The organism is Hydrogenophaga aquatica (assembly GCF_054780915.1).
In genome coordinates, this window is the sequence record NZ_BAAGVK010000011.1 from 52,581 (window position 1) to 77,088 (window position 24,508).

Consider the following 24,508-nt stretch of genomic DNA (forward strand, 5'->3'; position numbering starts at 1 on the left):
GTTTCGCCCGTACCTAGACACCCCACCGGAGCCCAGCGCATGAAGCAGATCACCGCCGTCATCAAACCGTTCAAGCTCGAAGAGGTTCGTGAGGCCTTGGCAGAGCAGGGCGTGACGGGGCTGACCGTGACCGAAGTCAAGGGGTTTGGCCGCCAGAAGGGCCACACCGAGCTTTACCGTGGTGCCGAATACGTGGTGGATTTCCTGCCCAAGGTCCGCATCGAGGTGGTGGTCAACTCTGCCGACGTGGACCGTTGCGTCGATGCCATCATCCGCGCCGCGCGCACGGGCAAGATCGGCGACGGCAAGATCTTCGTTACCCCGGTCGAGCGCGTGGTGCGCATCCGCACCGGTGAACAGGACGAAGCCGCGATCTGACCATCGAACCCCCGCGCTTCGCTGCCCCCCGAGGGGGCGTTCGTCGCCTTGGGACGGCCCGGGGCAGCGACTCAGATCGTCTCTAGCCTGGCTGCGGGTGCAAAGCCTGCGGCCTGTACCAGTGCCGGCAGCAGCGTTGCAATGTCGCTGGAGGAGCGTACCAGCCCCATCTGCCATTCGCTCATGAAGCCGGCCTTCACCGAAGACTGCAGGAAGCCTTCCAGAGCATCGTAGTAGCCGTTCACGTTGAGCAGGCCGATGGGCTTGTCGTGGTAACCCAGCTGGCGCCAGGTCCACACCTCGAACAGCTCCTCGAAGGTACCGATGCCACCCGGCAGGGCCAGAAACACATCGGCGCGCTCTGCCATCATGCGCTTGCGTTCGTGCATGGTCTGCACCACGTGCAATTCCGTGCAGTCGCGCTTGGCGAATTCTTTCACCACCAGTGCCTCGGGGATGATGCCCACCACGCGCCCGCCTGCCTGGAGTGTTGCGTCGGCCACCATGCCCATCAGGCCATTGTTGCCGCCGCCATAAACCAGTTGCCCGCCGTGCGAGCCTATCCACCGTCCGACGGCATGGGCGGCGTGGGCAAACTCCGGGTCGGCGCCGGGGCGCGACCCACAGTAGACGCAGATCGAGAAAGCGGGCGTGTTGGTCGTCATCATGTCATTGTGGCATGGGCCAGGCGGGACCAAATCGCCGCCAGCCACACACCGCCGCACAGCAGAAGACTCAGCAATACCGCCGCGCTGCCCATGTCCTTGGCGCGTTTGGACAGGTGGTGCCATTCGGGTCCGATCCGGTCGATGGCTGTCTCGATGCCCGTGTTCAACAGTTCCACCACCATCACGAACACCACAACAAACACCAGTGCCGCCGTTTCCAGCCAGTTCCGCCCGACGTAGAAGGCCAGCGGGGCCATCACCATGGCCGCCAGGGCTTCCTGGCGGAAGGCGGGTTCCTGCCAGCCAGCGCGCAGACCTGCCAGCGAATAACGCAGGGCATGGGCCAGGCGGGCCAGGCCATGGCGGCGTTTTTGCGCCTGGGGGTCTTCTCGGGTCGCTTCCATATCACCGCTCGGCTTTGTTGGGCAGGGACGACACGAGCCGGGTGCCAGCCCACGCGTCATGCCAGAACTGGCGTTGCGGATGGAACCGCGACAGGATGGCCCAGATGGCGATCCAGCCCAGCGCCAGCACTGCCACCTCGATGGCGGGCAGTGACCAGATCGCTCCCGCTGCCAGGGGCGGCAGGAACCAGACCCAGCTCAGCACGTAACGCAGCAGGGCCCGCTTCTGCGAAATGGCGCGGCCGCTGGTGTCAACCACGCGGATGTGCCAGGTTTTCATGGCCAGTGTCTGGCCCTTGGACCAGAACCAGGTGAAGTAGATGCCGAACACCACGAACAGAAACGCCTGCAGCTCGTGGCGGTTGTCCAGGGCGTGGCGGGTCTGGGTGAGCGTGCTGAACAGGTAGCCAGCAATGAACACGACGCCGAACATCAGCATGCCCTCGTACAGCCAGCAAGCCATGCGGCGGGGCAGGGATGGGGCGGTAAGCCGGGTGGAGTCGGGGAGGGCGGTGGCGGCCGGTGCAGACATGGAACCAGAGAGTACAGGGCTGAAGTGCCGGCGATTGTCGCATTTCGGCACTTTCCCGCAGCTTGCCAGAAAAAAAGCGGCAGCTGTCATGGCCAAACGATGTTGCAGTGCGATAATGAAAGATTGCAAAACATCAATGGCAAACGGGTCAAGGTTGCGCGAACAGGCTTCGCCATGGCTTTGGCCTCAAGTCCCAAGACTGCCTCACGAGGGTGAGTCAAGGGGCACCCAAGGTTTTTCGTTAGAGAAATTCTCGAAAGGTTCATCATGGAAATCAACAAGGCCGAAATGGCCGCGGCCGCTGCTGGCCAACACCCCGTCACAGAAGAACTCATGGGCGCCGACATCATGGTGCGCGCCCTCCAGGCCGAAGGCGTCAAGCACATCTGGGGCTATCCCGGCGGCGCAGTTCTCTACATTTACGACGCTCTCTACCGTCAAAACACCATTCAGCACGTGCTGGTGCGCCACGAACAGGCTGCAGTGCACGCTGCTGACGGCTTTGCCCGCGCCACGGGCGAGGTCGGTGTGGCCCTGGTCACCTCCGGCCCTGGCCTGACCAATGCCGTCACCGGCATCGCCACGGCGTACATGGACAGCATCCCGATGGTGATCATCTCCGGCCAGGTGCCCACGGCCGCCATCGGCCTGGACGCCTTCCAGGAATGCGACACCGTCGGCATCACGCGGCCCATCGTCAAGCACAACTTCCTCGTCAAGGACGTGCGCGATCTGGCCGAGACGATGAAGAAGGCCTTCCACATCGCCCGCAGCGGCCGCCCTGGCCCCGTGGTGGTGGACATCCCGAAGGACGTTTCCTTCAAGAAGATTCCCTACACCGGCTACCCCGAATCGGTGTCCATGCGCTCGTACAACCCGGTGCGCAAGGGCCACGGCGGGCAGATCCGCAAGGCGCTGCAACTGCTGATGTCGGCCAAGCGGCCCTACATCTACACCGGTGGCGGTGTGCTGCTGGGCAACGCCGTGCAGGAACTGCGAACCCTGGTGGACATGCTGGGCTACCCGGTCACCAACACCCTGATGGGCCTGGGCGCCTACCCGGCCACCGACCGCAAGTTCCTTGGCATGCTGGGCATGCACGGCACCATCGAAGCCAACAACGCCATGCAGAACTGCGACGTGCTGCTGGCTGTGGGTGCGCGCTTTGATGACCGTGTCATCGGCAACCCCAAGCACTTCGCGCAGAACGAGCGCAAGATCATCCACATCGACATCGACCCATCCAGCATCTCCAAGCGGGTGAAGGTGGACGTGCCCATCGTCGGCGACGTGAAGGACGTGCTGACCGAGCTGATCTCCATGATCAAGGAAGGCCAGCAAAAGCCCGACGCACAGGCCCTGTCCGCCTGGTGGGAAAGCATCGAAGGCTGGCGCAGCCGCGACTGCCTGAAGTACGACCGCAACAACACCGAGGTCATCAAGCCGCAGATGGTGATCGAGACCCTGTGGAACATGACCAAGGACGCCGATGCCTACATCACGTCCGACGTCGGCCAGCACCAGATGTGGGCGGCCCAGTTCTACAAGTTCAACGAGCCGCGCCGCTGGATCAACTCGGGCGGTCTGGGCACCATGGGCGTGGGCATTCCCTACGCCATGGGCATCAAGCTCGCCAAGCCCGAGAGCGAGGTGTATTGCGTCACCGGTGAAGGTTCCGTGCAGATGTGCATCCAGGAACTCTCCACCTGCCTGCAGTACAACACGCCGATCAAGATCCTCTCGCTCAACAACCGTTATCTGGGCATGGTGCGCCAGTGGCAGGAGATCGAATACTCCGGCCGCTACAGCCACAGCTACATGGACGCGTTGCCCAATTTCGTGAAGCTGGCGGAGGCGTATGGCCACGTCGGCATGCTGATCGAGCGTCCACAAGACGTCGAGCCGGCACTGCGCGAGGCCCGCAAGCTCAAGGACCGCACCGTGTTCATGGACTTCCGCACCGACCCCACCGAGAACGTGTTCCCGATGGTGCAGGCCGGCAAGGGCATCACCGAGATGCTGCTGGGCGCCGAGGACCTGTAACCCGTTCACTCTTCCTGGCCCGAGGCTGCCTCCAGGCGGCCGGGTCACCCCCAAGACGAATCTATTTGCAGCCAAGCCCGCGCATTACCGTGCGCGGGGGAGGGCTCAGAAAAGAGGAATCACATGAAACACATCATCGCCGTTTTGCTGGAGAACGAGGCTGGCGCCTTGTCCCGCGTGGTGGGCCTGTTCTCGGCCCGTGGCTACAACATCGAGTCGCTCACCGTGGCCCCCACGGAAGACCCGTCGCTGTCGCGCATGACGATCCAGACCACCGGTTCCGACGACGTCATCGAGCAGATCACCAAGCACCTCAACCGCCTCATCGAAGTGGTCAAGGTGGTGGACCTGACGGAAGGCGCCTACACCGAGCGTGAGCTCATGATGGTGAAGGTCCGAGCCGTGGGCAAGGAACGCGAGGAGATGAAGCGCATGGCCGACATCTTCCGTGGCCGCATCATCGACGTGACCGAAAAGAGCTACACCATCGAGCTCACCGGCGACCAGTCCAAGAACGACGCCTTCCTGGAAGCCATTGACCGCACCGCCATCCTGGAGACGGTGCGCACCGGCGCCAGCGGCATCGGACGCGGCGAACGCATACTTCGCGTTTAACATTCCATGTTTTTCGGGCTCAGCCAAGCCGCCGCTCGGGCTGGGTCTGTCGAAGCCCTTCGACGGGCTCTTCCACGAGCGGCAACACATACCAACGAGGACCAACCATGAAAGTTTTCTACGACAAAGACTGTGACCTGAGCCTGATCAAGGGCAAGACGGTTGCCATCATCGGCTACGGCTCGCAGGGCCACGCCCACGCCCAGAACCTGAACGACAGCGGCGTGAAGGTCGTGGTCGGCCTGCGCAAGGGCGGCGCTTCCTGGGACAAGGTTGGCAAGGCCGGCCTGACCGTGATGGAAGTCAACGACGCCGTCAAGGCTGCAGACGTCGTCATGATCCTGCTGCCCGACGAGCAGATCGCCGAGGTTTACAAGAACAACGTCGAGCCCAACATCAAGGCAGGCGCTTCGCTGGCCTTCGCCCATGGCTTCAACGTGCACTACAACCAGGTCGTGCCCCGCGCTGATCTGGACGTGTGGATGGTCGCCCCCAAGGCCCCCGGCCACACCGTGCGTTCCACCTACACCCAGGGCGGCGGCGTGCCCCACCTGGTGGCCGTGCACCAGGACAAGTCCGGCAAGGCCCGTGACCTGGCCCTGAGCTACGCCATGGCCAACGGCGGCGGCAAGGCTGGCATCATCGAGACCAACTTCAAGGAAGAGACCGAGACCGACCTGTTCGGCGAGCAGGCCGTGCTGTGCGGTGGCGCCGTCGAGCTGATCAAGATGGGCTTCGAAACCCTGGTGGAAGCTGGCTACGCCCCCGAAATGGCCTACTTCGAGTGCCTGCACGAGCTTAAGCTGATCGTGGACCTGATCTACGAAGGCGGCATTGCCAACATGAACTACTCGATCTCCAACAACGCGGAGTTCGGCGAGTACGTGACCGGCCCCGAAGTCATCAACGACGAGTCCCGTGCCGCCATGCGCAACGCTCTGAAGCGCATCCAGAACGGTGACTACGCCAAGATGTTCATCCAGGAAGGCCGCCTGAACTACCCGAGCATGACTGCTCGCCGCCGCAACACCGCCGATCACCAGATCGAAGTGGTGGGTGCCCAGCTGCGCGCCATGATGCCCTGGATTGCCAAGAACAAGCTGGTCGACCAGACCCGCAACTGATCATCCGGATTGGCGGCCGCAGTCGCCCTTCCGCATGCATCCGGCCGCCCTTTCGGGCGGCTTTTTTCATGGCGTGCGCCTAGGCTGCCTTACACTCCCTGCCATGTACGAAGGTAACGACCCCCAGCATTCGCCCGAACGCCAGCTGCACCGGCCCCACAAGGGCATCTACGTCTTGCCGAACATGATCACGCTGGCGGCGCTTTTTGGCGGCTTCTATGCCGTGGTCATGGCCATGAATGGCCGCTTCGATCTGGCCACCGTGGGCATCTTCGTGGCCATGGTGCTCGACAGTCTGGACGGGCGCGTGGCACGCCTGACCCACACCCAGAGCGCCTTCGGTGAGCAGATGGACTCGCTGTCCGACATGGTTTCCTTCGGTGCCGCGCCCGCGCTCATCGCCTACGAGTGGGCGCTGCGCGACCTGGGGCGCTGGGGCTGGATCGCCGCGTTCGTTTACTGCGCCTGCGCGGCACTGCGCCTGGCACGGTTCAACGTCAACACCAGCGTGGTCGACAAGCGCTACTTCCAGGGCCTGCCGTCGCCAGCCGCCGCTGCACTGGTGGCTGGCTTCATCTGGCTCATGACCGACGCGGAGTACGCGGGAACCGATCTGGAATGGCCCATGTTCGTCATCACGCTGTACGCCGGTCTGACCATGGTCACCAATGTGCCGTTCTACAGCTTCAAGGACCTCAGCCTGAAGAGGAGCGTGCCCTTTGCTGCCATCGTGCTGGTGGCCCTGGGCATTGCCATCATCAACATCCACCCGCCCACCGTCCTGTTTGGCCTGTTTGTGCTTTATGGCCTGTCAGGTTACGCCGTCTATGGTTGGCGCAAGGCCAAGGGCAGGCCCACCAGCGTGATCAGCACGTCCACCGACGAGCCCGATGAGCGCGGCCTGCACGACGACTGACGCCACCGATAGCTTTGATTGATGGAACGACATGGTTATTTGCGATCGGCAATCGCCTGTCTTTGTGATACATTGAAGCCCATGAACTTCGCACGCGCTTCCCTGCTACTAGCTCTGACCGTTCACGGGCAGATGGTATAACGCGCGCATTTTCAAAACCAACGGCCCGTATGCACCCGCAGCGGGCCGTTTGTTTTGGACATCGACACTGCGGGGTTTTGTCAGCGCCGCCCACGAGGCGGCCCCTCGGAGAACTGGAATGACCGACAAACTCATCATTTTCGACACCACCTTGCGTGACGGCGAGCAGTCGCCCGGCGCGTCCATGACCAAGGACGAAAAACTGCGCATTGCGCGGCAGCTGGAACGCCTGAAGGTGGACGTGATCGAGGCCGGTTTTGCCGCCAGCTCCAACGGTGACTTCGAGTCGGTCAAGGCCATAGCCGACCACATCAAGGAATCGACGGTCTGCTCCCTGGCCCGTGCCAACGACCGTGACATTTCCCGTGCGGCCGAAGCCCTCAAGGGCGCGGAGCGCGCGCGCATCCACACGTTCATCGCGACCAGCCCGCTCCACATGGAGAAGAAGCTGCGCATGACGCCCGAGCAGGTGCTGGAACAGGCCCGTCAGTCCGTGCGTTTTGCGCGTAACCTCGTGGCCGACATCGAGTTCAGCGCTGAAGACGGTTACCGCAGCGAGATCGACTTCCTCGCCCGTGTGGTGGAAGCGGTGATCGCCGAAGGCGCCACCACCATCAACATCCCTGACACGGTGGGTTACGCCGTCCCTGAGCTCTACGGCAACTTCATCAAGACTCTGCGCGAGAAGGTGCCCAACGCCGACAAGGCGATCTGGAGCGTGCACTGCCACAACGACCTGGGCATGGCCGTGGCCAACTCCCTGGCTGGCGTGAAGATCGGCGGGGCCCGTCAGGTGGAGTGCACCATCAACGGCCTGGGTGAGCGCGCGGGCAACTGCTCGCTCGAAGAAATTGTCATGGCGGTCAAGACGCGCCGCGACTATTTCGGGTTGGATGTTGGCATTGACACATCCCAGATCGTGCCCGCCAGTCGCATGGTCAGCCAGACCACCGGTTTTGTGGTGCAGCCCAACAAGGCCGTGGTGGGGGCGAACGCCTTTGCCCATGCCAGCGGCATCCACCAGGATGGCGTGCTGAAGGCCCGCGACACCTACGAGATCATGCGCGCCGAGGACGTGGGCTGGAGCGCCAACAAGATCGTGCTGGGCAAGCTCAGCGGGCGCAACGCCTTCAAGCAGCGCCTGGAGGATCTGGGCATCGAGATGGAGTCCGAGAGCGAGATCAACGCCGCTTTCGCCAAGTTCAAGGAACTGGCCGACCGCAAAGCCGAGATCTTCGACGAGGACATCCTTGCCCTCGTCAGCGATGAAAGCGTGACGCCCGAGAAGGAGCAGTACGGCCTGGTTTCCTTGGCGCAGCACAGCGAGACGGGTGAGCGTCCCCGTGCCAAGGTCGTGTTCACCATCGACGGCAAGGAGCATGTAGGCGAATCGGACGGCAATGGTCCTGTGGACGCTTCGCTCAAGGCCATCGAGAGCCACGTGAAGAGCGGGGCGGAGATGCTGCTGTACTCCGTGAACGCCATCACCAGCGGCTCGACCGAGAGCCAGGGCGAAGTGACCGTGCGTCTGCAGCATGGCGGCCGCATCGTCAACGGCGTCGGGTCCGATCCCGACATCGTGGTGGCTTCTGCCAAGGCCTACCTGAGTGCCCTGACCAAGCTGCACAGCAAGGCAGACCGGGTGGCTGCCCAGGGTTGATCCTTCCGTATACAGGTTGGAGTATTGGGGCGGCTTTTCCGCCCCTTTTTCATGTCTTTGGGGCTGCTGAACGTTGCGCTGTTGCGATACAGACTTAAAAAGTCGCCGCAACCTTTTGATATTCCTTGTTTTTTGTGATTTTCCTTCTATACTTTGAGGCGTCGGTCTTGGGTATGGAGGACATTGCTATGTCGCGCAACCGTTTTTCTTCGATCAGCCGGGGCATCGCCAAGGCGGTGTTGCTGGTGTCTCTTTGCGGCATGGTTTCCACGGCAGCCTGGTCTGCGCAACCGGAACCCAGCAAGAAGCGGGTGGCTGAGCAGCGCTCCAAGGCGGTGAAGAAGACGGCAGTGGCCCAGTCTGCCAAGCGGCCCAAGAAGGCCGTCGTCGTGGCCCGGAAGACCAGCAAGGCGAAGACCCAGGCTCAGGTCGCCGTCAAGCGCACCTACAAGACCGACAAGGCATCGCTGGTACCAACTGCCGCGCGCAGCGTGCCCGCTGCGACGCCAGAGTCTTTTGGCGAGCAACTTGGTCTGCGCCACTCCGACGATCCCCTGAATCTGAGCTCGACGGTCGCATTTGTCATGGATCAGCATACCAACGAAGTGCTGCTGCGCAAGAACGACACGGCCGTGCTGCCGATCGCGTCTCTCACCAAGTTGATGACCGGTCTGCTGATCGCCGAATCCCACCTGCCGATGGACGAGACCATCGTCATTACCAGTGACGATGTCGACCGGCTGAAGAACAGTGGCTCGCGTCTGGTGGTTGGGGCTCGCCTGACCCGCGAAGAGGCGCTTCACCTTGCCTTGATGTCCAGCGAAAACCGCGCTGCCCACGCGTTGGGCCGCACCTACCCGGGCGGTGTGGAGCATTTCGTGCGCATGATGAACGACAAGGCGGCGCAGCTCGGCATGAGGGACACGCGTTTTGTCGACCCCACCGGTTTGTCCAGCTCCAACCAGTCCAGTGCCCGCGATCTGGCCGTGCTGGTGGCTGCGGCCTACGAGCGCCCGATGTTGCGTGACCTGTCCACGTCGCCCAGCTACGAGGTGGCGCTCGACGGGCGCCGTGTGCTCCAGTACCGCAACAGCAACCGGCTGGTCGCCAGCGGCAACTGGGACATCGGTTTGCAGAAGACGGGTTACATCCGTGAGGCTGGCCGGTGCCTGGTGATGCAGGTGAGTGTCGCAGGGCGCCAGTTGATCATGGTTCTGCTGGACGCAGCCGGTCCGGCAGCCCGGGTCGGTGACGCCGAGCGTCTGCGCCGCTGGGTCGAATCCTCTTTCGGCGGCGGAGCCACCGTTTCGGGCCACGCTGGCAAGGGCATCTGAGCCACGCAGCAATGCCTTGGGCTTCCAGGTGGAGCCCCAGGGTTTTCAGTGCAGACTCGAGTCATCTCCCTGGTATCCCAGGGAGCGGCTGATCTGGTCTGCGGTCGCCCGGAGCTTGGGCAGCCAGTTCTCGTCCAGACGGTCTGACGGTGCCGAGATCGACAGCCCCGCCACCAGCTTGCCCTGGTCGTCATAGATGCCAGCGGCCATGCATCGCACACCCAATTCCAGTTCCTCGTTGTCGCGTGCCACGCCCAGGCGGCGGGACTGTGCCAGTTCGCGTTCCAGTTGCGGCAGTTGGGTGAGGCTGTTGCGTGTGTTCCCCATGAGTCCGGTCCGGGTGGCGTAGGCCCTGACCCGTTGCGGGTCGTCGGCTGCCAGGAAGAGCTTGCCCACGGAGGTCAGGTGCAAAGGCGCCCGTCCGCCTATGGCACGGACGACCTGCATGCCGGAGCGTTCGCTGTAGGCGCGTTCCACGTACACGATCTCGTCGCCCTGGCGCACGCTCAGGTTGACGGGCTGCTGGATCTGCTTGTGCAGCTCACGCATGGGGCCCATGGCGGCATCCCGCACGTTCAGGCGTGCCTTGACCAGATTGCCGAGTTCCAGCAGCCGCATGCCCAGACGGTAGCTGCCCGCTTCGGGGCGGTCGACAAAACGGCCAATGGCCAGATCGTTCAGGATGCGGTGTGCCGTGGAGGGATGCAGGCCCGTCTTCTCGCTGATTTCCTTGAGCGAAACCGGCTCTTCACGCGAGGAGAGGACCTCCAGAAGATTGAACATGCGTTCAATCACTTGCACGCTGGGCTGACTGGGCAGGGTATCTTGGCGTCTGGTCATGGCGTTCCCAAAGTTGGCAACGCAATTTTACAAGATGAAATTCAAGTTTGTGGCATACCGTCAGTGGGTATCCAAGCGCGCCAACGGCCGTCCACCAGCACTTCGCATGGCTGGAAATGGCTTTTGTAGTTCATCTTCGGGCTTTCGGCGATCCAGTAGCCCAGGTACACGTAGGGCAGGCGCAGCGCTCGCGCCTGTTCGATCTGCCAGAGCACGTTGAAGGTGCCGTAACTGGCTTTGGGGTCGGGTTCGTAGAACGTATAGACCGCAGAAAGGCCGTCGCTGAGGATGTCCACCACCGACACCATGACCACGCGCTCGTCGTGTTCTGCGGTGGCTGGTTGCACGAATTCGACGAGTCGGGAGTTGGTCCGGCTTTGCAGCAGAAACTGGCTGTACTGGTCGACGTTGTCGTGGTCCATGCCGCCACCGGGGTGGCGGCTGTGCTGGTAGCGAAGGTAAAGCTCGTAGTGCTCCTGCACGAACCCCAGGCTGAGCACCCGTGCCTGCAGGCTGGCATGCCTGGCGTGGGCCCGCCGCTGGCTGCGGCTGGGTGAAAAGGCCGTCACGTTCACGCGCAGGGGCACGCAGGCCTGGCATCCGTCGCAATGGGGGCGGTAGGTGAACATGCCGCTGCGGCGAAAGCCGTGGGTCACCAGTTCAGAGTAGGTGTCGCTGTGGATGAGGTGGCTGGGCGTGGCCACCTGGGAGCGCGCCAGCCGCCCCGGCAGGTAACTGCAAGGGTAGGGCGCCGTGGCATAGAACTGCAGGGCGTGTAGCGGTAGTTCCTTGAGGTGGGTCACGGTGCGTTCGGTACGGTCGTGCCGTGGCGTGGCATGGGGCGGTCCAGCAACGCATTCCAGTATAGAGGGTCGAAATGCCACACCGGGGCATGTGTGCGAATGGCCTCGCGCACCGTCAGCAGAAAACGGCTGCGCGGTTCCTCTGTTGCGCCCAGGCTGGCCAGATGGGCGGTGTTCTGCTGGCAGTCGATGGCTGGTATGTGCCACGCCCGGCAGCACGCGACGAGCGCTGCCAGGGCCATCTTGGACGCGTTGCTTCGGCGGCTGAACATGGACTCGCCAAACACCATGCAGCCCAGGTTGACGCAGTAGAGGCCGCCCGCCAGCTGGCCGTCCCACCAGGTTTCCACGCTGTGGGCGTGGCCTGCCTGGTGCAGGCTGGTGTAGGCCTGCACCATGTCGGGCACGATCCATGTGCCGCTTTGCCCCGCGCGTGGCATCTGTGCGCACGCCTGTATGACGGTTTCGAATGCCGTGTCCACCCGGATTTCCAGCTTGCCGCTGCGCAGCCCGGCGCGTATTTCCTTGCGCAGGGAGGGGTGGAGCCGGAAGTTGCCCGTACGCAGCACCATGCGGGGATCAGGGCTCCACCAGAGCACGGGCTGGTCGTTGCTGTACCAGGGGAAAATGCCCTCCGCATAGGCGCGCAGCAGGGTGGGTACGTCCAGCACGCCGCCTGCGGCCAGCAGGCCGGGGATGGGGGCGTCAGCGCCCCAGGCCTGTTCAGGTGGTGGAAACGCTTCTCCTGGCGCTAGCCAGGGCAGCATGGGGGTGTGGCGGCTCAAGGTGTCTTGTCAGGGTAATCGCAATAGGCGGCCACAGCACAGCGGCCGCACTGGGGTTTGCGTGCCAGGCACACGTAGCGCCCGTGCAGGATGAGCCAGTGGTGGGCGTCTTCCAGGTATTTGGCAGGCACGCGTTGCAGCAGCTTTTTCTCCACTTCCAGCGGCGTCTTGCCCGGGGCCAGGCCGGTGCGGTTGCCCAGGCGGAAGATGTGGGTGTCCACGGCCATGGTCGGCTCACCAAAGGCCACGTTGAGCACCACGTTCGCGGTCTTGCGGCCCACGCCCGGCAGGGCTTCCAGTGCCTCACGGTCGCGCGGCACCTGGCCACCGTGTTTTTCCACCAGGATGCGGCAGGCTTCCAGCAGGTGCTTGGCCTTGCTGCGGTACAGGCCTATGGTCTTGATGTAACCCTCCAGCCCGGCCTGACCCAGCGCCAGGATCTGGGCGGGCGTGTTCGCCACCGGGAACAGCCGCCGCGTGGCCTTGTTGACGCCCACGTCCGTGGCCTGGGCGCTCAGCAGCACCGCGGCCAGCACCTCGAACACGCTCGTATACTCCAGCTCGGTGTTGGGCTGTGGGTTGGCCGCTTGCAGGGTGGCGAAAAACAGCTCGATGTTTTCCTTTTTCATGCCGACGATTCTCCCATGAGTGCTCCTTCCGCGATCCGTTTCGCCGACCGCCTGAACAACGTCGAAACCTCCGCCATCCGCGATCTGTTCAAGCTGCTGGGCAAGCCCGGCATCATCAGCTTCGCGGGCGGGTTTCCGGATGTCGCGCTGGTGGACGTGGACGGCATTCGCGAAGCCACGCTGGCGGCGCTGGCCAACGAGCCGGGCGGTGCCTTGCAGTACGGTGCCACGGAGGGCTACCAGCCGCTGCGCGAGCAGTTGGCCGCCTTCATGGCAGCCAAGGGCGTGAGCCAGCTGGCCCCCGAGCAATTGATGGTGACCACCGGCAGCCAGCAGGCGCTGGACCTGCTGGGCAAGACGCTGGTGTCGCCCGGCGACAAGGTGATCGTTGAGGGCCCTACCTTCCTGGCCACGATCCAGTGCTTCCGCCTGTACGGTGCACAGTTGGTGAGTGCGCCCATCGACGGCGAGGGCGTGCAGGTGGACCGGCTGGAGCAACTGATCGTCGAACACCGGCCCAAGTTCGTCTACCTCATCCCCACCTTCGGCAACCCGAGTGGTGCCACGCTGACGCTGGAGCGCCGCAAGCGCATTCTGGAGCTGGCGGTGAAGTACCAGACGCTGTTTGTTGAGGACGACCCCTACGGCGACCTGTACTTTGGCGAGGCGCCGCCGCCCAGCCTGCTGGCGTTGAGCGCACAGGTGCCAGGCAGCCGTGACTGGCTGGTGCACTGCGGCTCATTGAGCAAGACGCTGTCGGCAGGTTTCCGTCTGGGCTGGATGATTGCGCCGACCGAGTTGCAAGCCAAGGCCGTGATGTGCAAGCAGTTCAGCGACGCGAACTCCAGCACCTTTGCCCAGGCCACGGCAGCGCAATACCTGAAGGCTGGCCGCATGGATGCCAACCTGGCGCGTGCCCGTGCCGTGTATGCCGAGCGTGCGCAGACCATGTGCGACAGCCTGCGTGCAGAGCTGGGCGATGCGATTGACTTCGTGCAGCCCAAGGGCGGCTTGTTCGTGTGGGCGCGCCTGACGGGCGCGGGTGGCCGCGAGACCGACGCCAAGGCCTATTCGCTGCGCGCCATCGATCAGGGCGTTGCCTTTGTCCCAGGGGTTCCTTTCTACTGCGATCAGCCTGATGCAGCTGCGCTGCGCCTGAGCTTTGCCACGTCTGACGTGGAGAAGATCCGCGAAGGCGTCAAGCGCCTGGCCAAGGCGCTCTGAAAGTCCGCCGCATGAAAAACCAGACCACCGCGATCGCGCTGATCCTGCTGGGGACGTACTTTCTGTTGTCCAACCTCGGGTTCATCACAGTCAGCATTCGGGAGATCATTGGTGTCTGGTGGCCGCTGGTGCTGATTGCGGTGGGCGTGAGCTGGCTGATCTCGTCCAAGCGCTGACGCATTCGCTCAAGGCCCGGTGGGCGCATAATCGCGCTCCCGCCAGGGCGCCATGTCGGCCCCGCCCGGCGTGGACAGGATCTACATGAAAAAGACATTTCTGCTGCATGCCGAGGGCAAGCAACCCGCCCGCGTGCTGGACGCGATCAGGCACGAGTTGCACAAGTACGTGAAGCGTGAACGCCGCCGCCCCTTGCCAGATGGAGCGGACTTCTTGGACTTTGCCTGCAAGTTCGGCACACAGCCTGACAATGCAGAGGCGGCGCATCTCAATGAACTGGGTACGCGCCTGGACGCTGCGGCGCAGGCGGGGGCCACACAGGTGTACGTGGAAATCCTGGCGGTGCCCGGTGTGCGTCAGGCCAGGGTGGCTGGTGCGGATGCCTCCGCAGCGGGTGACTTGGCGCCCGAGCAGGAGTGAGTCTGCTCGGGCAAGGCAGGATTCAGGGTTTGGTGGTGGCTTGTGCCGCCGCTGCCCGAAGTTTGTCTTTCTTGCTGGGGCGTTTGCCCTTGACGCCGCCTGTGCTTTCCTGAACCTGGTTGGCGGGTGGCTCTGTTTCCACAGGTGCAAAGCCTGTTTCAATGGTCAGAGGAATGTCCAATCCCTGTCGTTTCTGAATCAAGCGCCAGTGGGCCAAGCTCGCGGCGCTGACCAGGCTGATCGCCACGCCCTTTTCACCCGCCCGCCCGGTGCGCCCGATGCGGTGGACATAGTCCACGGCTGAGCGTGGCAGGTCGAAGTTCACCACCACAGGCAAGCGCGTGATGTCGATGCCCCTGGCCGCCAGGTCGGTGGTCACCAGCACGTCGCATTGCCCGTTCTTGAAACCTGCCAGCACTTCGCGGCGAGCCCCTTGGGCCAAGCCGCCGTGAAAGGCCACGGCGCGCAGCCCCTTGTTGTTGAGCTTGAAGGCGATGTGCTCGGCGGCGTACTGGGTGGCCACGAACACCAGCACCTGCTTCCAGTGGTGAGCTTCGATGAGGTGGCGCAGCAGCGGCACGCGGCGGTTCGCGTCCACATGATAGGCACGTTGCTCGATGCGGCTCAGGTCTTCGGGCGCATCGGGTATGTGAATGTGCAAGGCGTCATGCAGCAGGGTGTTGGCCAAGCCCTGCACAGCCGCGGGAAAGGTGGCCGAGAACAGCAAGTTCTGTCGGCGGCGCGGCAGCAGCGCCAGCACTTGCTGCAGTTCATCTGCAAACCCGAGGTCGAGCAGCCGGTCGGCTTCGTCCAGCACCAGTAGCTTTACCGATGAAAGCCGGAGGGCGTTGTTGCCAACGAGGTCGAGCAGGCGGCCTGGGGTGGCAACGATCAGGTCCGCGCCACCGCGCAGGGCCATCATCTGCGGGTTGATGGAAACACCCCCGAACACCACAGCGACCTTCGGCAGGCCTCGGCCCAGGTACCCTTCAGTCCGTGCTGGCAGGTGGCGGACCACGTCGCGCAGCAGATCCCCGGCCTGTTGGGCCAGCTCGCGTGTGGGTACCAGCACCAGGGCACGAACATCCCTGGGGCCATTTGGCTGCGGTTTTTCGAGCAAGTGCTGCAGCAGCGGCAAGACGTAGGCAGCGGTTTTACCGGAGCCGGTTTGTGCCTGGCCTTGCACGTCGGCACCGCGCAAGATGGCGGGAATGGCCGCAGCTTGTATGGGCGTAGGCTCGGCAAAGCCAAGCCGTTGGGTTGCTTGTGCGAGTGCGGGTGTGAGGCCTAGGGCTGCAAAGGGCACGGGGTTCCTTGGGTGGGATTCAGCGCAGGACTTCCAGCAGGCGGTCCAGGCCGCCTTCGTTGATCGCCACCATGGCCTGCTCGCGCACCTTGGGTTTGGCATGGTAGGCCACCGACAGGCCTGCTTCAGCCATCATGGGCAGGTCGTTGGCGCCGTCGCCCATGGCAATGCACTGGTGCGGCTCTATGCCCAGCAGGCTGGCTACTTCCAACAGGGTGCGGCGCTTCTCGGCGCCATCGCAGATGTCGCCCCAGGACTGGTCCACCATGCGGCCGGTGAGGGTGCCGCAGTTCGGGCCGCTTTCAATCTCCAGCACGTTGGAGCGGGCGAAGTCGATGCCCAGGCGTTCCTTGACGCGGTTGGCGAAGTAGGTGAAGCCGCCTGACACCAGCAGCACCTTCATGCCAGCGGCCTTGCAGGCCTGGATGAGTTCCGCCGCGCCAGGGTTGATTCGCAGGCGCTCGGCGTAGACGCGCTCCATGTCAGCCACGGTCACGCCCCTGAGCAGGGCCACGCGGCGGCGCAGGCTTTCCTTGAAGTCGGCGATCTCGCCGCGCATGGACGCTTCGGTGATGGCGGCCACCTCGGCCTTGCGGCCCACGGCGTCGGCGATCTCGTCCACGCATTCGATGTTGATGAGCGTGGAGTCCATGTCGAAGGCGATGAGCTTGAAGTCGCTCAGCTTCAGGGGCGGGGTGAAGCGTTGGACGACGAGGCCGGGGGCGATTTCCTGGGGAGTCATGGGCGGGTAGGTGCGGACAAAAAAACGGGCCTGGTGGCCAAGCCCGTATTGTGCCGGGTCCGGAGCCGCTTCGTCCGGTGGCAGGGGTCAGCTGCCAGCAGCAGGGGAGGTGGCAGGCGATAGCACGCCTTTGAGCACGCTCATCTGCTTGCGCACGTCCGGGCCGATGATGTCGCTGACACTCTGTTGCTCGTTGTCTATGGTGACGTGCTGTGCTTCAAGCCGGTGTTTGATTTCTTCGGTGGACACGCCAGCCACCTGGGCCAGCACTGGCAGTGGCGCGGCAGCCAGGGCCTTGGCAGGGGCGATAAAGGGCGGTTCTGACGAGGCCCCCGGCAGGCGGACGAAGCTCAGCGCCAGCACCGCCACGAACACCCCGATGACCCAGCGCGCGGTACGCTGCGTGAGGTAGCGTTTGAAGGCGGGCAGGTTCAGCCCGATGTGCAGCGCTACCCCGGCCACCATCACCCAGCTTAGCCATTCGTGCACGGTCTTGTTCAGGCCGCTGTCCAGGTGGAAGAACATCAGCACACCGGTGACGGTGAGCAGCAGAAAGGAGCCGATCACCAGGGGCGTGATCCAGGGGCGTTGGCGTTGCAGGTTCATCGGGTTTCCTCCGGTTGTTGAATGCCTGCAGTCTCCCGCTCCCGCTTCAAGTCATTGTGTGCCCTGTGTGAACCGGCGGTAAAGCTGCTCAGGCCGTGGCCTTGGCTGCAGCGGGTTGCCCCAGCGAACGCAGCACGTCGCGCACCATCTGGGCGCGTGCGTGGGGCTCGGGCAGCTCGCGTTCGATGCGCAGCTTGTCGTTGCCCGCCAGCTTGATGTGCCGGTTCTTCTGGATCAGTTCGATGATGCGCATCGGGTCCACCGGAGGGTTGGGCCGGAAGCTGATGACGATCACGCCCGGGGTGGCGTCAACCTTGGCCACGCCGTAGGGCTGGCTGAGCACACGCAGGCGGTGCACATCGATAAGGGTCTGGGCCTGCGGCGGCAGTTTGCCGAAGCGGTCCACGATCTCTTCCAGCAGCGTGTCGATCTGGTCGTTCGTCTTGGCGGTGGCCAGCTTTTTGTAGAAGCTCAGGCGCAGGTGCACGTCGCCGCAGTAGTCGTTGGGCAGCAGCGCGGGGGCGTGCAGGTTGATGTCTGTGGTCACGCTCAAGGGGGCCAGCAGGTCGGGCTCGCGCCCGGCCTTCAGCGATGCCACGGCCTCGCTCAGCATCTCGTTGTAAAGCTGGAAGCCCACTTCCAGCATGTTGCCGCTCTGGTTTTCACCCAGCACCTCGCCTGCGCCGCGGATTTCCAGGTCGTGCATGGCCAGGTAGAAGCCGCTGCCCAGTTCCTCCATGGCCTGAATGGCCTCCAGCCGCTGCTGGGCCTGCTTGGTCAGGCCGTCCATGTCGGGTACCAGCAGGTAGGCGTAGGCCTGGTGGTGGCTGCGGCCCACGCGCCCGCGCAACTGGTGCAGCTGCGCCAGGCCGAACTTGTCGGCCCGCGCCATGATGATGGTGTTGGCCGTGGGCACGTCGATGCCGGTTTCGATGATGGTGGAGCACAGCAGCACGTTGAAGCGCTGTGCCACGAAGTCGCGCATGACGCGTTCCAGTTCGCGCTCGGGCATCTGCCCGTGGGCGATGGCAATGCGCGCCTCGGGCAGTATTTCCTCCAGCTTCTGTTTGCGGTTCTCGATGGTTTCCACCTCGTTGTGCAGGAAGTACACCTGCCCGCCACGCTTGAGTTCGCGCAGCACCGCTTCGCGGATCACGCCGTTGCCTTCGTTGCGCACAAAGGTCTTGATGGCCAGGCGGCGCTGCGGCGCGGTGGCAATCACGCTCAGGTCGCGCAGCCCTTCCAGCGCCATGCCCAGCGTGCGGGGAATGGGCGTAGCAGTGAGCGTGAGCACATCCACCTCGGCGCGCAGCTCCTTCATCGCCTCCTTGTGGCGCACGCCAAAGCGGTGTTCCTCGTCGATGATGAGCAGGCCGAGGTTCTTGAACTGGGCCTTTTCGCTGAGCAGCTTGTGCGTGCCCACGACGATGTCCACCGTGCCGTCGGCAATGCCTTTCATGGCAGCGTTGATTTCCTTGGTGGTGCGGAAGCGGCTCATCTCGGCGATCTTCACTGGCCACTTGGCAAAGCGGTCCACCAGCGTCTGGTAGTGCTGTTCGGCCAGCAGCGTGGTGGGCGCCAGGAAGGCCACCTGCTTGCCGCCCGTCACCGCCACGAAGGCAGCGCGCAGGGCCACCTCGGTCTTGCCAAAGCCCACGTCGCCGCACACCAGGCGGTCCATGGGGCGCGGGCTGATCATGTCCTGCACGACGGCGTGGATGGCCGCTTTCTGATCGGGCGTTTCCTCAAAACCAAAGTCGTTGGCGAACTGCTCGTAGTCGTGCGGGGAGTAGCGGAAGGCATGCCCTTCGCGCGCGGCGCGTCGGGCGTAGATGTTGAGCAACTCCGCAGCAGCGTCGCGCACCTGCTCGGCGGCCTTGCGTTTGGCCTTTTCCCACTGGCCGGAGCCCAGTCTGTGCAGCGGTGCCTCTTCGGCGCTCACGCCGGTGTAGCGGCTGATGAGCTGCAACTGGCTCACCGGCACGTAGAGCACGGCGTCGTTGGCGTACTCCAGGTGCAGGAACTCCTGCAAGGCGGGTGAGCCGTCGGGGTTCTTCTCGCCCAGGTCCATGTTGATGAGGCCATGGTAGCGGCCAATGCCATGCTGGCTGTGCACCACGGGGTCGCCGACGTTCAGCTCGCTCAGGTCCTTGATGAGCGCATCGACGTCGCTGACCTGTTCCTGCTTCTTGCGTCGGCGCGTGGTGGGGCCCGCGGCAAACAGCTCGGTCTCGGTAACAAAGTCGATACCGCCTTCGAGCCAGGAAAAACCCTTGGCCAGCGCAGCCGTGGCCATGCCTATGGTTTCGTCGCTGCTCTGGAATTCCGCCAGGCTGTCGAACACGGGTGGGTTCACGCCGCTGGCGCGGATGAAGTCGAGCAGGCTTTCGCGGCGGCCTTCACTTTCCGCCAGCACCAGAACGCGCTGGCGGGTGTTGCGCAGGTGGGCTTGCAGTTTGGCCAGCGGGTCGTCCGCGCCGCGCTGGGCGGTCAGCTCGGGCAGGGCCTGTACCCAGGCACTGTCTTCCACATCCTGCGTTCCGGCGCGCAGGGCCAGCTGCATGTGGGGCTTGGCCACGGCATAGAAACCTTCCGCGTCCAGGAACAGCGTCTCAGGCGGCAGGGCGGGGCGGTCAGGGTCGCCCTGCACCAGACGGTAGCGTTCGCGCGTGTCCTGCCAGAAGCGCTGGAAAGCCGGTTCCAGGTCACCGTGCAGCACCAGCGTGGCGTCGTTGCCCAGGTAGTCGAACACGGTGGCGGTGCTGTCGAAGAACAGCGGCAGGTAGTACTCGATACCCGCCGTGGCAACGCCGTTGCCCATGTCCTTGTAGATGCGGCTCTTGGTCGGGTCGCCTTCGAGCAGTTCGCGCCAGCGGGCGCGGAACTTGGCACGCCCGGTGTCGTCCATGGGGAATTCGCGGCCCGGCAGCAGGCGCACTTCCGGCACAGGGTAGAGGCTGCGCTGGCTGTCGGGGTCGAAGGTGCGGATGGAGTCGATCTCGTCGTCGAACAGGTCCACCCGGTAGGGCACGGGCGAGCCCATGGGAAAGAGGTCGATCAACCCGCCGCGCACGGCGTATTCGCCGGGGCTGACCACCTGGGTGACGTGCTGGTAGCCCGCCAGCGTCAACTGGGCCTTGAGCTTGGCCTCGTCGAGCTTCTGCTTCACCTTGAATTCGAAGGTGTAGCCTGCCAGGAAGGAGGGCGGCGCCAGCCGGTAAAGCGCCGTGGTGGCGGGTACCAGCACCACGTCGGCGCCTTGTTTCTGGTCGCGTTGCTGTATGCGCCACAGCGTGGCCAGCCGTTCCGAGATCAGGTCCTGGTGCGGAGAGAAGCTATCGTAAGGCAGTGTCTCCCAGTCGGGGAAGAGGGCGCAGCGCAGCTCCGGTGCGAAGAAGGGCAGTTCGTCCAGCAGGCGCTGGGCGTCGCTCGCGTCGGCAGTGACGATGGCCACAGGCCGTCCGGCAGCCTTCTCGCGCAGGCCCAGCCGTGCCAGCAGCAAGGCGTCCGCCGATCCGATGGGTTGAGGCAGGGCGTAGCGTTTTCCGGGGGTGAGTCTGGGCAGGTCCATCGGGGCGGGGCTCGCAAGGCAAAAACGAATACCCCGCTCCAGGCGTGGGCGGGGTTTGGTAAGGCAGTGATTTTAGAATCGGCGCAACGATGACCACATCCGCACAGCCTTTTGACCCGCTCCAGTCCGTGGAACTGCCACAGGCGCCTGACGCCGTCGCGCGCTGTTACGCGCTGATTCCCTGCGCGGGCAGCGGCAGCCGGGCTGGGCTTGACCGGCCCAAGCAGTACGAAGTGCTTGCTGGCTCGCGCATCATCGACCACACGCTGCGTGCCTTTCTGGCCGTGCCGGAGCTGGCCGGCGTGGTGGTGGTGGTGGCACCGGACGACCAGATCATGGCCTCACCCGACCCCAGGGTGCGGGTTTGGCAAGTGGGTGGAGCCACGCGAGCCCACAGCGTTTTCAACGGCCTGCAGGCGTTGCACGCCGCTGGCGCCCGTGAGTCCGACTGGGTGCTGGTGCACGACGCGGCACGCTGCCTTGTGACACCGGCGCAGATACAGAGCCTGATTGGTGCGTGCGTGGACGACCCCGTGGGCGGATTGCTTGCACTGCCGTTGCCGGATACTCTCAAGGCGGCCACGGCGGATTCCGGGGGGATGCGTGCCACTGCCACGGTTGACCGGGCAGACAAATGGCTTGCCCAGACGCCGCAGATGTTCCGTATGGGCAACCTGCGGCGCGCGTTGCAGCGGACAGAGCCTAGTGGCTTTGCCGGCATCACAGACGAGGCCAGCGCCATTGAGGCGCAGGGTGGGCACCCTTTGCTCGTTCGCGGCAGTGCCCAGAATTTCAAGGTTACCTACCCGGAGGATTTCGCGTTGGCCGAGGCTCTGCTCCAGCTGCGCGGGCAAACGTCATGACTGCTTCTTCGTCTAAACACACCGTTCCCTTTCGCATAGGGGAGGGTTGGGATGTCCATGCGCTGGTGCCCGGCCGGGCGCTCGTCCTCGGTGGAGTGCCTGTGCCTCACCACCGCGGCCTGCTGGGGCATTCCGACGCGGACGCCCTGCTGCACGCCATCACAGACGCCCTGCTGGGTGCGGCAGGCCTGGGCGACATCGGCACCCACTTCCCTGATACCGATGAACGCTTTGCCGGGGCCGATTCGGGCGTATTGCTGGCCGAGGCCCTGCGCGCGGTGCAGGCAGAGGGCTTTGTTGTAGGCAACGTGGACGCCACCGTGGTGGCACAGGCTCCCAAGCTGGCACCCTACAAGGCCGCCATGCGCGAACGCATTGCGCAGCTGCTGCAAGTGCCGGTGGAGCGTGTGAACGTCAAGGCCAAGACCGCTGAACGTCTCGGCCCCGTGGGGCAGGGCTTGAGCATCGAGGCGCGCGCCGTGGCGCTGCTGGTGGCCGCCTGACGCTCAGACCGCGCGCAGGTGCAGGCGCGCGATCAGGCCACCTTCGGGGTGGTTCGCCAGTTCGAACTCGCCGCCCATGTGGGCAATGGTCTTGCTGACGATGGCCAGACCCAGACCAGACCCTGTGGCAGCGGTACGGGCCTCGTCGCCACGGAAGAAGGGCTCCGTCAGGCGCTTGACCTGTTCCTCGGGCACGCCGGGGCCATAGTCCCGCAGAGTCACTTCAACCCATTGCCCCTGCCGGGCGGTGGCGATGTTGATCCGTGCAGGCTCGGTGCCAGTGCGGGCGTAGCGGCGCGCGTTCTCGAGCAGGTTGACAATCACACGGCGCAGTTCCACAGGGTCGGCCCGAACGCGCGCATCCTGGGCTGTCTTCTCCATCGTCACGATCAGCTCGTCTGGGGGCTGGCGTTGCAGCGCAGCTTCCAGGACCGGCGCCAAGGGGATGTCCTCAAGCTTGGCGTGGTCCGCGCGGGCATAGTCCAGAAACTTGTCGATGATGGCCGTGACCTGTTCAATGTCCGCGGCCATGTTTGTCCTTGCCGTCTCGTCACTGACGCTCATTTCGGTTTCCAGCCGAAGGCGCGCCAGGGGCGTGCGCAGGTCGTGGGAGATGCCCGCCAGCATCAGTGCACGTTCCGCCTCGGCCTTGTGCAGGCGCTCTGCCATCCGGTTGAAGCCTATGTTGACCTCGCGGATCTCGCTCGTGGGAACGTGCTCGTCCAGATGGCTGGCCTGAAAATCGCCTTCGCGGACACGCGCAGCGGCAATCGACAGCTTCTTGAGCGGGCGGTTGATCAGGCGCGCCATCAGCACCGCGCCCACCAGCGATAGGTTGGCCGCTATCGCCAGCCAGACCAGCCAGGTCGTGCCTTCCACAGAGCCGATCCGCTCCGGGTCGGCCAGCAGCCAGTATGTTTCCTCTCCGATATTGAAGCCGATCCACAAGCCCGGAAACCCGTTCACCTCCCGCGCGACGATCGTGTCCCCACCCAGGCGGGAGGCCAGCGCTTCCTGTATGTGACGGCTCAGCGTGTCGCGGTCGTAGGGCGAGAAGGTGTCGCTGGGTTCGCGCACGGCAATGCGCACGTTTTCCTGGTCGACCAGGGTCTTGACCAGGGACACGCGGGCAATGGCGTCTGCGTGCATCAAGGCTGCCCGCGTCAGGTTCACGAGCGAAGCGAGCTGCCGGGCGCTCTGCAGCGCACGGGGCTCCTCTTCCAGCGCACGGAAGGTCTGGAACCAGGCAAGGATGCAGCCGAACAGCAGCGCGCTCAGGAACAGGAACGTCCGCCAGAAAAGGCTGATGCCCCGGCTGTTACTGTTCGCTGGGATCATCCGGCACGAAGACGTAACCCACACCCCAGACCGTCTGCAGGTAGCGCGGCGAGGAAGGGTCGGTTTCGATGATCTTGCGCAGGCGGGACACCTGCACATCCAGGCTGCGATCGAACGGTTCGAACTCTCGTCCGCGGGCCAGCTGAGCCAGCTTGTCACGCGACAGGGGCTGACGCGGGTGACGCACCAGTGCCTTCAGCATGGCGAACTCGCCGGTCGTCAGCGGCAGGTCTTCGCCGTTCTTGCTCAGTGTGCGTTTTCCCAGGTCCAGTTCAAAGGGGCCGAAGCGCACGACCTCCATGTCGTTCGAAGGCGCGCCAGGTACCTCCGGGGGCGGGCGCCTGCGCAGAACGGCGTGGATACGCGCGAGCAGTTCGCGGGGATTGAAGGGTTTGCCCAGGTAGTCGTCCGCACCGACCTCCAGGCCGACGATGCGGTCGATGTCTTCCCCCTTGGCGGTCAGCATGATGATCGGGGTGCGGTCGTTCTGCGCGCGCAAGCGGCGGCAGATGCTCAGGCCATCCTCCCCGGGCAGCATCAGGTCGAGCACGATGAGGTCCACCGAGTCGCGCAACAACACCCGGCTCAGGGCGCGCCCGTCTTCCGCGAGCAGCACGTCGAAACCCTCCTGGGTCAGGTAACGGTACAGCAGGTCGCGGATGCGGGCATCATCATCCACCACCAGTATTCGATCAGGTCGGTGAGGAAGCTGGATCATCTTTTTGCTCTGGATAAGTGACAGAAAGCATTGTGACAGGCAAGCCCCCGGTTGAAGACGGCGGCAGACCGGTGTATGACAGCTGGTTACAGTTGTTGCCGTGGTTTCCTTGACGTATGCCGGGCAGGCATCGGATTTGTGGCCGAATCCGGGCAAACTGTGCGCCTG

25 protein-coding genes are annotated in these 24,508 nt (G+C 64.2%); 12 read left to right on the forward strand and 13 right to left on the reverse strand.

Features of this window, described 5'->3' with window-relative positions; genetic code table 11:
• The first annotated feature begins 39 nt into the window (after positions 1–39).
• The gene (locus ACYVHH_RS07705; RefSeq protein ID WP_460564554.1) at positions 40–378 is read left to right on the forward strand and encodes a P-II family nitrogen regulator; all 339 of its coding nucleotides are present in this window, start codon (positions 40–42) and stop codon (positions 376–378) included.
• A 71-nt stretch (positions 379–449) separates the two neighbouring features.
• On the opposite strand, the gene ACYVHH_RS07710 is transcribed toward ACYVHH_RS07705, so the two are convergent.
• The 3 genes from ACYVHH_RS07710 to ACYVHH_RS07720 are packed head-to-tail and all read right to left on the reverse strand — an operon-like array spanning position 450 to position 1,982.
• Positions 450–1,046: an LOG family protein gene (locus ACYVHH_RS07710; protein ID WP_460564555.1), complete on the reverse strand. Its 597-nt coding sequence runs from the start codon at positions 1,044–1,046 to the stop codon at positions 450–452.
• The gene (locus tag ACYVHH_RS07715) at positions 1,043–1,450 is read right to left on the reverse strand and encodes a diacylglycerol kinase (protein ID WP_460564556.1); all 408 of its coding nucleotides are present in this window, start codon (positions 1,448–1,450) and stop codon (positions 1,043–1,045) included. The genes ACYVHH_RS07710 and ACYVHH_RS07715 overlap by 4 nt, the downstream gene beginning before the upstream one ends.
• 1 nt (position 1,451) lies before the next feature.
• The gene (locus ACYVHH_RS07720; RefSeq protein WP_460564557.1) at positions 1,452–1,982 is read right to left on the reverse strand and encodes an RDD family protein; all 531 of its coding nucleotides are present in this window, start codon (positions 1,980–1,982) and stop codon (positions 1,452–1,454) included.
• A gap of 267 nt (positions 1,983–2,249) precedes the next feature.
• On the opposite strand from ACYVHH_RS07720, the gene ACYVHH_RS07725 reads away from it, so the two are divergent.
• From ACYVHH_RS07725 to ACYVHH_RS07750, 6 genes are all read left to right on the forward strand, one after another.
• Complete coding sequence (locus tag ACYVHH_RS07725) at positions 2,250–4,025, forward strand: acetolactate synthase 3 catalytic subunit (protein WP_460564558.1); 1,776 nt, start codon at positions 2,250–2,252, stop codon at positions 4,023–4,025.
• Positions 4,026–4,148: 123 nt separating this feature from the next.
• Positions 4,149–4,640 (forward strand): acetolactate synthase small subunit, encoded by a 492-nt coding sequence (gene ilvN / locus ACYVHH_RS07730; RefSeq protein ID WP_460564559.1) that lies wholly within the window; start codon positions 4,149–4,151, stop codon positions 4,638–4,640.
• Between the two features lie 107 nt (positions 4,641–4,747).
• On the forward strand, positions 4,748–5,764 hold the full coding sequence (gene ilvC, locus ACYVHH_RS07735) for a ketol-acid reductoisomerase (protein WP_460564560.1): 1,017 nt from the start codon (positions 4,748–4,750) through the stop codon (positions 5,762–5,764).
• A 103-nt stretch (positions 5,765–5,867) separates the two neighbouring features.
• Complete coding sequence (gene pssA / locus ACYVHH_RS07740) at positions 5,868–6,680, forward strand: CDP-diacylglycerol--serine O-phosphatidyltransferase (protein WP_460564561.1); 813 nt, start codon at positions 5,868–5,870, stop codon at positions 6,678–6,680.
• Positions 6,681–6,939: 259 nt separating this feature from the next.
• Complete coding sequence (locus ACYVHH_RS07745) at positions 6,940–8,481, forward strand: 2-isopropylmalate synthase (protein ID WP_460564562.1); 1,542 nt, start codon at positions 6,940–6,942, stop codon at positions 8,479–8,481.
• A gap of 260 nt (positions 8,482–8,741) precedes the next feature.
• Positions 8,742–9,815: a D-alanyl-D-alanine carboxypeptidase family protein gene (locus tag ACYVHH_RS07750; protein ID WP_460565257.1), complete on the forward strand. Its 1,074-nt coding sequence runs from the start codon at positions 8,742–8,744 to the stop codon at positions 9,813–9,815.
• A gap of 45 nt (positions 9,816–9,860) precedes the next feature.
• Here ACYVHH_RS07750 and ACYVHH_RS07755 read toward each other — a convergent pair whose 3' ends face one another.
• Genes ACYVHH_RS07755 through nth form a run of 4 tightly spaced genes read right to left on the reverse strand, consistent with a single transcriptional unit; the run spans position 9,861 to position 12,872 of the window.
• Positions 9,861–10,655 (reverse strand): IclR family transcriptional regulator, encoded by a 795-nt coding sequence (locus ACYVHH_RS07755; protein ID WP_460564563.1) that lies wholly within the window; start codon positions 10,653–10,655, stop codon positions 9,861–9,863.
• Between the two features lie 41 nt (positions 10,656–10,696).
• The gene (locus ACYVHH_RS07760) at positions 10,697–11,458 is read right to left on the reverse strand and encodes an arginyltransferase (protein WP_460564564.1); all 762 of its coding nucleotides are present in this window, start codon (positions 11,456–11,458) and stop codon (positions 10,697–10,699) included.
• Positions 11,455–12,225: a leucyl/phenylalanyl-tRNA--protein transferase gene (aat, locus tag ACYVHH_RS07765; RefSeq protein WP_460565258.1), complete on the reverse strand. Its 771-nt coding sequence runs from the start codon at positions 12,223–12,225 to the stop codon at positions 11,455–11,457. The genes ACYVHH_RS07760 and aat overlap by 4 nt, the downstream gene beginning before the upstream one ends.
• A 14-nt stretch (positions 12,226–12,239) precedes the next feature.
• A complete protein-coding gene (nth, locus tag ACYVHH_RS07770; protein ID WP_460564565.1) occupies positions 12,240–12,872 on the reverse strand; it encodes an endonuclease III in 633 nt (210 codons plus the stop codon).
• Between the two features lie 33 nt (positions 12,873–12,905).
• Here nth and ACYVHH_RS07775 point away from each other — a divergent pair, with 33 nt between their 5' ends.
• The 3 genes from ACYVHH_RS07775 (at position 12,906) to ACYVHH_RS07785 (ending at position 14,693) form a co-directional block, all read left to right on the forward strand.
• On the forward strand, positions 12,906–14,096 hold the full coding sequence (locus ACYVHH_RS07775; protein ID WP_460565259.1) for an aminotransferase-like domain-containing protein: 1,191 nt from the start codon (positions 12,906–12,908) through the stop codon (positions 14,094–14,096).
• An 11-nt stretch (positions 14,097–14,107) separates the two neighbouring features.
• Positions 14,108–14,272, forward strand: coding sequence for a LiaI-LiaF-like domain-containing protein (locus ACYVHH_RS07780; RefSeq protein ID WP_460564566.1), 165 nt, complete (start codon positions 14,108–14,110; stop codon positions 14,270–14,272).
• An 85-nt stretch (positions 14,273–14,357) separates the two neighbouring features.
• Entirely contained in the window at positions 14,358–14,693 is a 336-nt protein-coding gene (locus tag ACYVHH_RS07785) for a DUF6172 family protein (RefSeq protein WP_460564567.1), read from the forward strand.
• 22 nt (positions 14,694–14,715) lie between these two features.
• Here ACYVHH_RS07785 and ACYVHH_RS07790 read toward each other — a convergent pair whose 3' ends face one another.
• The 4 genes from ACYVHH_RS07790 to mfd all read right to left on the reverse strand — a co-directional run bounded on the left by ACYVHH_RS07790 (position 14,716) and on the right by mfd (position 20,918).
• Complete coding sequence (locus ACYVHH_RS07790; protein ID WP_460564568.1) at positions 14,716–15,999, reverse strand: DEAD/DEAH box helicase; 1,284 nt, start codon at positions 15,997–15,999, stop codon at positions 14,716–14,718.
• Positions 16,000–16,018: 19 nt separating this feature from the next.
• A complete protein-coding gene (gene serB / locus ACYVHH_RS07795; protein ID WP_460564569.1) occupies positions 16,019–16,741 on the reverse strand; it encodes a phosphoserine phosphatase SerB in 723 nt (240 codons plus the stop codon).
• An 87-nt stretch (positions 16,742–16,828) separates the two neighbouring features.
• Entirely contained in the window at positions 16,829–17,347 is a 519-nt protein-coding gene (locus ACYVHH_RS07800) for a DUF4405 domain-containing protein (protein WP_460564570.1), read from the reverse strand.
• 88 nt (positions 17,348–17,435) lie between these two features.
• The gene (mfd, locus tag ACYVHH_RS07805; protein WP_460564571.1) at positions 17,436–20,918 is read right to left on the reverse strand and encodes a transcription-repair coupling factor; all 3,483 of its coding nucleotides are present in this window, start codon (positions 20,916–20,918) and stop codon (positions 17,436–17,438) included.
• An 89-nt stretch (positions 20,919–21,007) separates the two neighbouring features.
• Between mfd and ispD the strand changes: the two genes are divergently transcribed.
• Both ispD and ispF read left to right on the forward strand, forming a co-directional pair.
• The gene (gene ispD / locus ACYVHH_RS07810; protein ID WP_460564572.1) at positions 21,008–21,781 is read left to right on the forward strand and encodes a 2-C-methyl-D-erythritol 4-phosphate cytidylyltransferase; all 774 of its coding nucleotides are present in this window, start codon (positions 21,008–21,010) and stop codon (positions 21,779–21,781) included.
• Entirely contained in the window at positions 21,778–22,284 is a 507-nt protein-coding gene (ispF, locus tag ACYVHH_RS07815; protein ID WP_460564573.1) for a 2-C-methyl-D-erythritol 2,4-cyclodiphosphate synthase, read from the forward strand. Before ispD ends, ispF begins: the two co-directional genes overlap by 4 nt.
• A 3-nt stretch (positions 22,285–22,287) precedes the next feature.
• On the opposite strand, the gene ACYVHH_RS07820 is transcribed toward ispF, so the two are convergent.
• Together ACYVHH_RS07820 and ompR are read right to left on the reverse strand one after the other, a co-directional pair.
• Positions 22,288–23,622, reverse strand: coding sequence for a sensor histidine kinase (locus ACYVHH_RS07820; RefSeq protein ID WP_460564574.1), 1,335 nt, complete (start codon positions 23,620–23,622; stop codon positions 22,288–22,290).
• Positions 23,603–24,340, reverse strand: coding sequence for an osmolarity response regulator transcription factor OmpR (ompR, locus tag ACYVHH_RS07825; RefSeq protein WP_460564575.1), 738 nt, complete (start codon positions 24,338–24,340; stop codon positions 23,603–23,605). Before ompR ends, ACYVHH_RS07820 begins: the two co-directional genes overlap by 20 nt.
• Positions 24,341–24,508 lie beyond the last annotated feature (168 nt).

Bases quoted from the DNA above. Each gene is read 5' to 3' on its own strand.
- ilvC (WP_460564560.1), top strand. From the start codon at position 4,748: ATGAAAGTTTTCTACGACAAAGACTGTGACCTGAGCCTGATCAAGGGC.
- ACYVHH_RS07715 (WP_460564556.1), bottom strand. From the start codon at position 1,450: ATGGAAGCGACCCGAGAAGACCCCCAGGCGCAAAAACGCCGCCATGGC.
- ACYVHH_RS07755 (WP_460564563.1), bottom strand. From the start codon at position 10,655: ATGACCAGACGCCAAGATACCCTGCCCAGTCAGCCCAGCGTGCAAGTG.
- ACYVHH_RS07750 (WP_460565257.1), top strand. From the start codon at position 8,742: ATGGTTTCCACGGCAGCCTGGTCTGCGCAACCGGAACCCAGCAAGAAG.
- ACYVHH_RS07745 (WP_460564562.1), top strand. From the start codon at position 6,940: ATGACCGACAAACTCATCATTTTCGACACCACCTTGCGTGACGGCGAG.
- serB (WP_460564569.1), bottom strand. From the start codon at position 16,741: ATGACTCCCCAGGAAATCGCCCCCGGCCTCGTCGTCCAACGCTTCACC.
- ACYVHH_RS07780 (WP_460564566.1), top strand. From the start codon at position 14,108: ATGAAAAACCAGACCACCGCGATCGCGCTGATCCTGCTGGGGACGTAC.
- ispF (WP_460564573.1), top strand. From the start codon at position 21,778: ATGACTGCTTCTTCGTCTAAACACACCGTTCCCTTTCGCATAGGGGAG.
- ilvN (WP_460564559.1), top strand. From the start codon at position 4,149: ATGAAACACATCATCGCCGTTTTGCTGGAGAACGAGGCTGGCGCCTTG.
- ispD (WP_460564572.1), top strand. From the start codon at position 21,008: ATGACCACATCCGCACAGCCTTTTGACCCGCTCCAGTCCGTGGAACTG.
- nth (WP_460564565.1), bottom strand. From the start codon at position 12,872: ATGAAAAAGGAAAACATCGAGCTGTTTTTCGCCACCCTGCAAGCGGCC.
- ompR (WP_460564575.1), bottom strand. From the start codon at position 24,340: ATGATCCAGCTTCCTCACCGACCTGATCGAATACTGGTGGTGGATGAT.
- ACYVHH_RS07820 (WP_460564574.1), bottom strand. From the start codon at position 23,622: ATGATCCCAGCGAACAGTAACAGCCGGGGCATCAGCCTTTTCTGGCGG.
- ACYVHH_RS07705 (WP_460564554.1), top strand. From the start codon at position 40: ATGAAGCAGATCACCGCCGTCATCAAACCGTTCAAGCTCGAAGAGGTT.
- ACYVHH_RS07785 (WP_460564567.1), top strand. From the start codon at position 14,358: ATGAAAAAGACATTTCTGCTGCATGCCGAGGGCAAGCAACCCGCCCGC.
- ACYVHH_RS07725 (WP_460564558.1), top strand. From the start codon at position 2,250: ATGGAAATCAACAAGGCCGAAATGGCCGCGGCCGCTGCTGGCCAACAC.
- aat (WP_460565258.1), bottom strand. From the start codon at position 12,225: ATGCTGCCCTGGCTAGCGCCAGGAGAAGCGTTTCCACCACCTGAACAG.
- ACYVHH_RS07800 (WP_460564570.1), bottom strand. From the start codon at position 17,347: ATGAACCTGCAACGCCAACGCCCCTGGATCACGCCCCTGGTGATCGGC.
- ACYVHH_RS07720 (WP_460564557.1), bottom strand. From the start codon at position 1,982: ATGTCTGCACCGGCCGCCACCGCCCTCCCCGACTCCACCCGGCTTACC.
- mfd (WP_460564571.1), bottom strand. From the start codon at position 20,918: ATGGACCTGCCCAGACTCACCCCCGGAAAACGCTACGCCCTGCCTCAA.
- ACYVHH_RS07710 (WP_460564555.1), bottom strand. From the start codon at position 1,046: ATGATGACGACCAACACGCCCGCTTTCTCGATCTGCGTCTACTGTGGG.
- pssA (WP_460564561.1), top strand. From the start codon at position 5,868: ATGTACGAAGGTAACGACCCCCAGCATTCGCCCGAACGCCAGCTGCAC.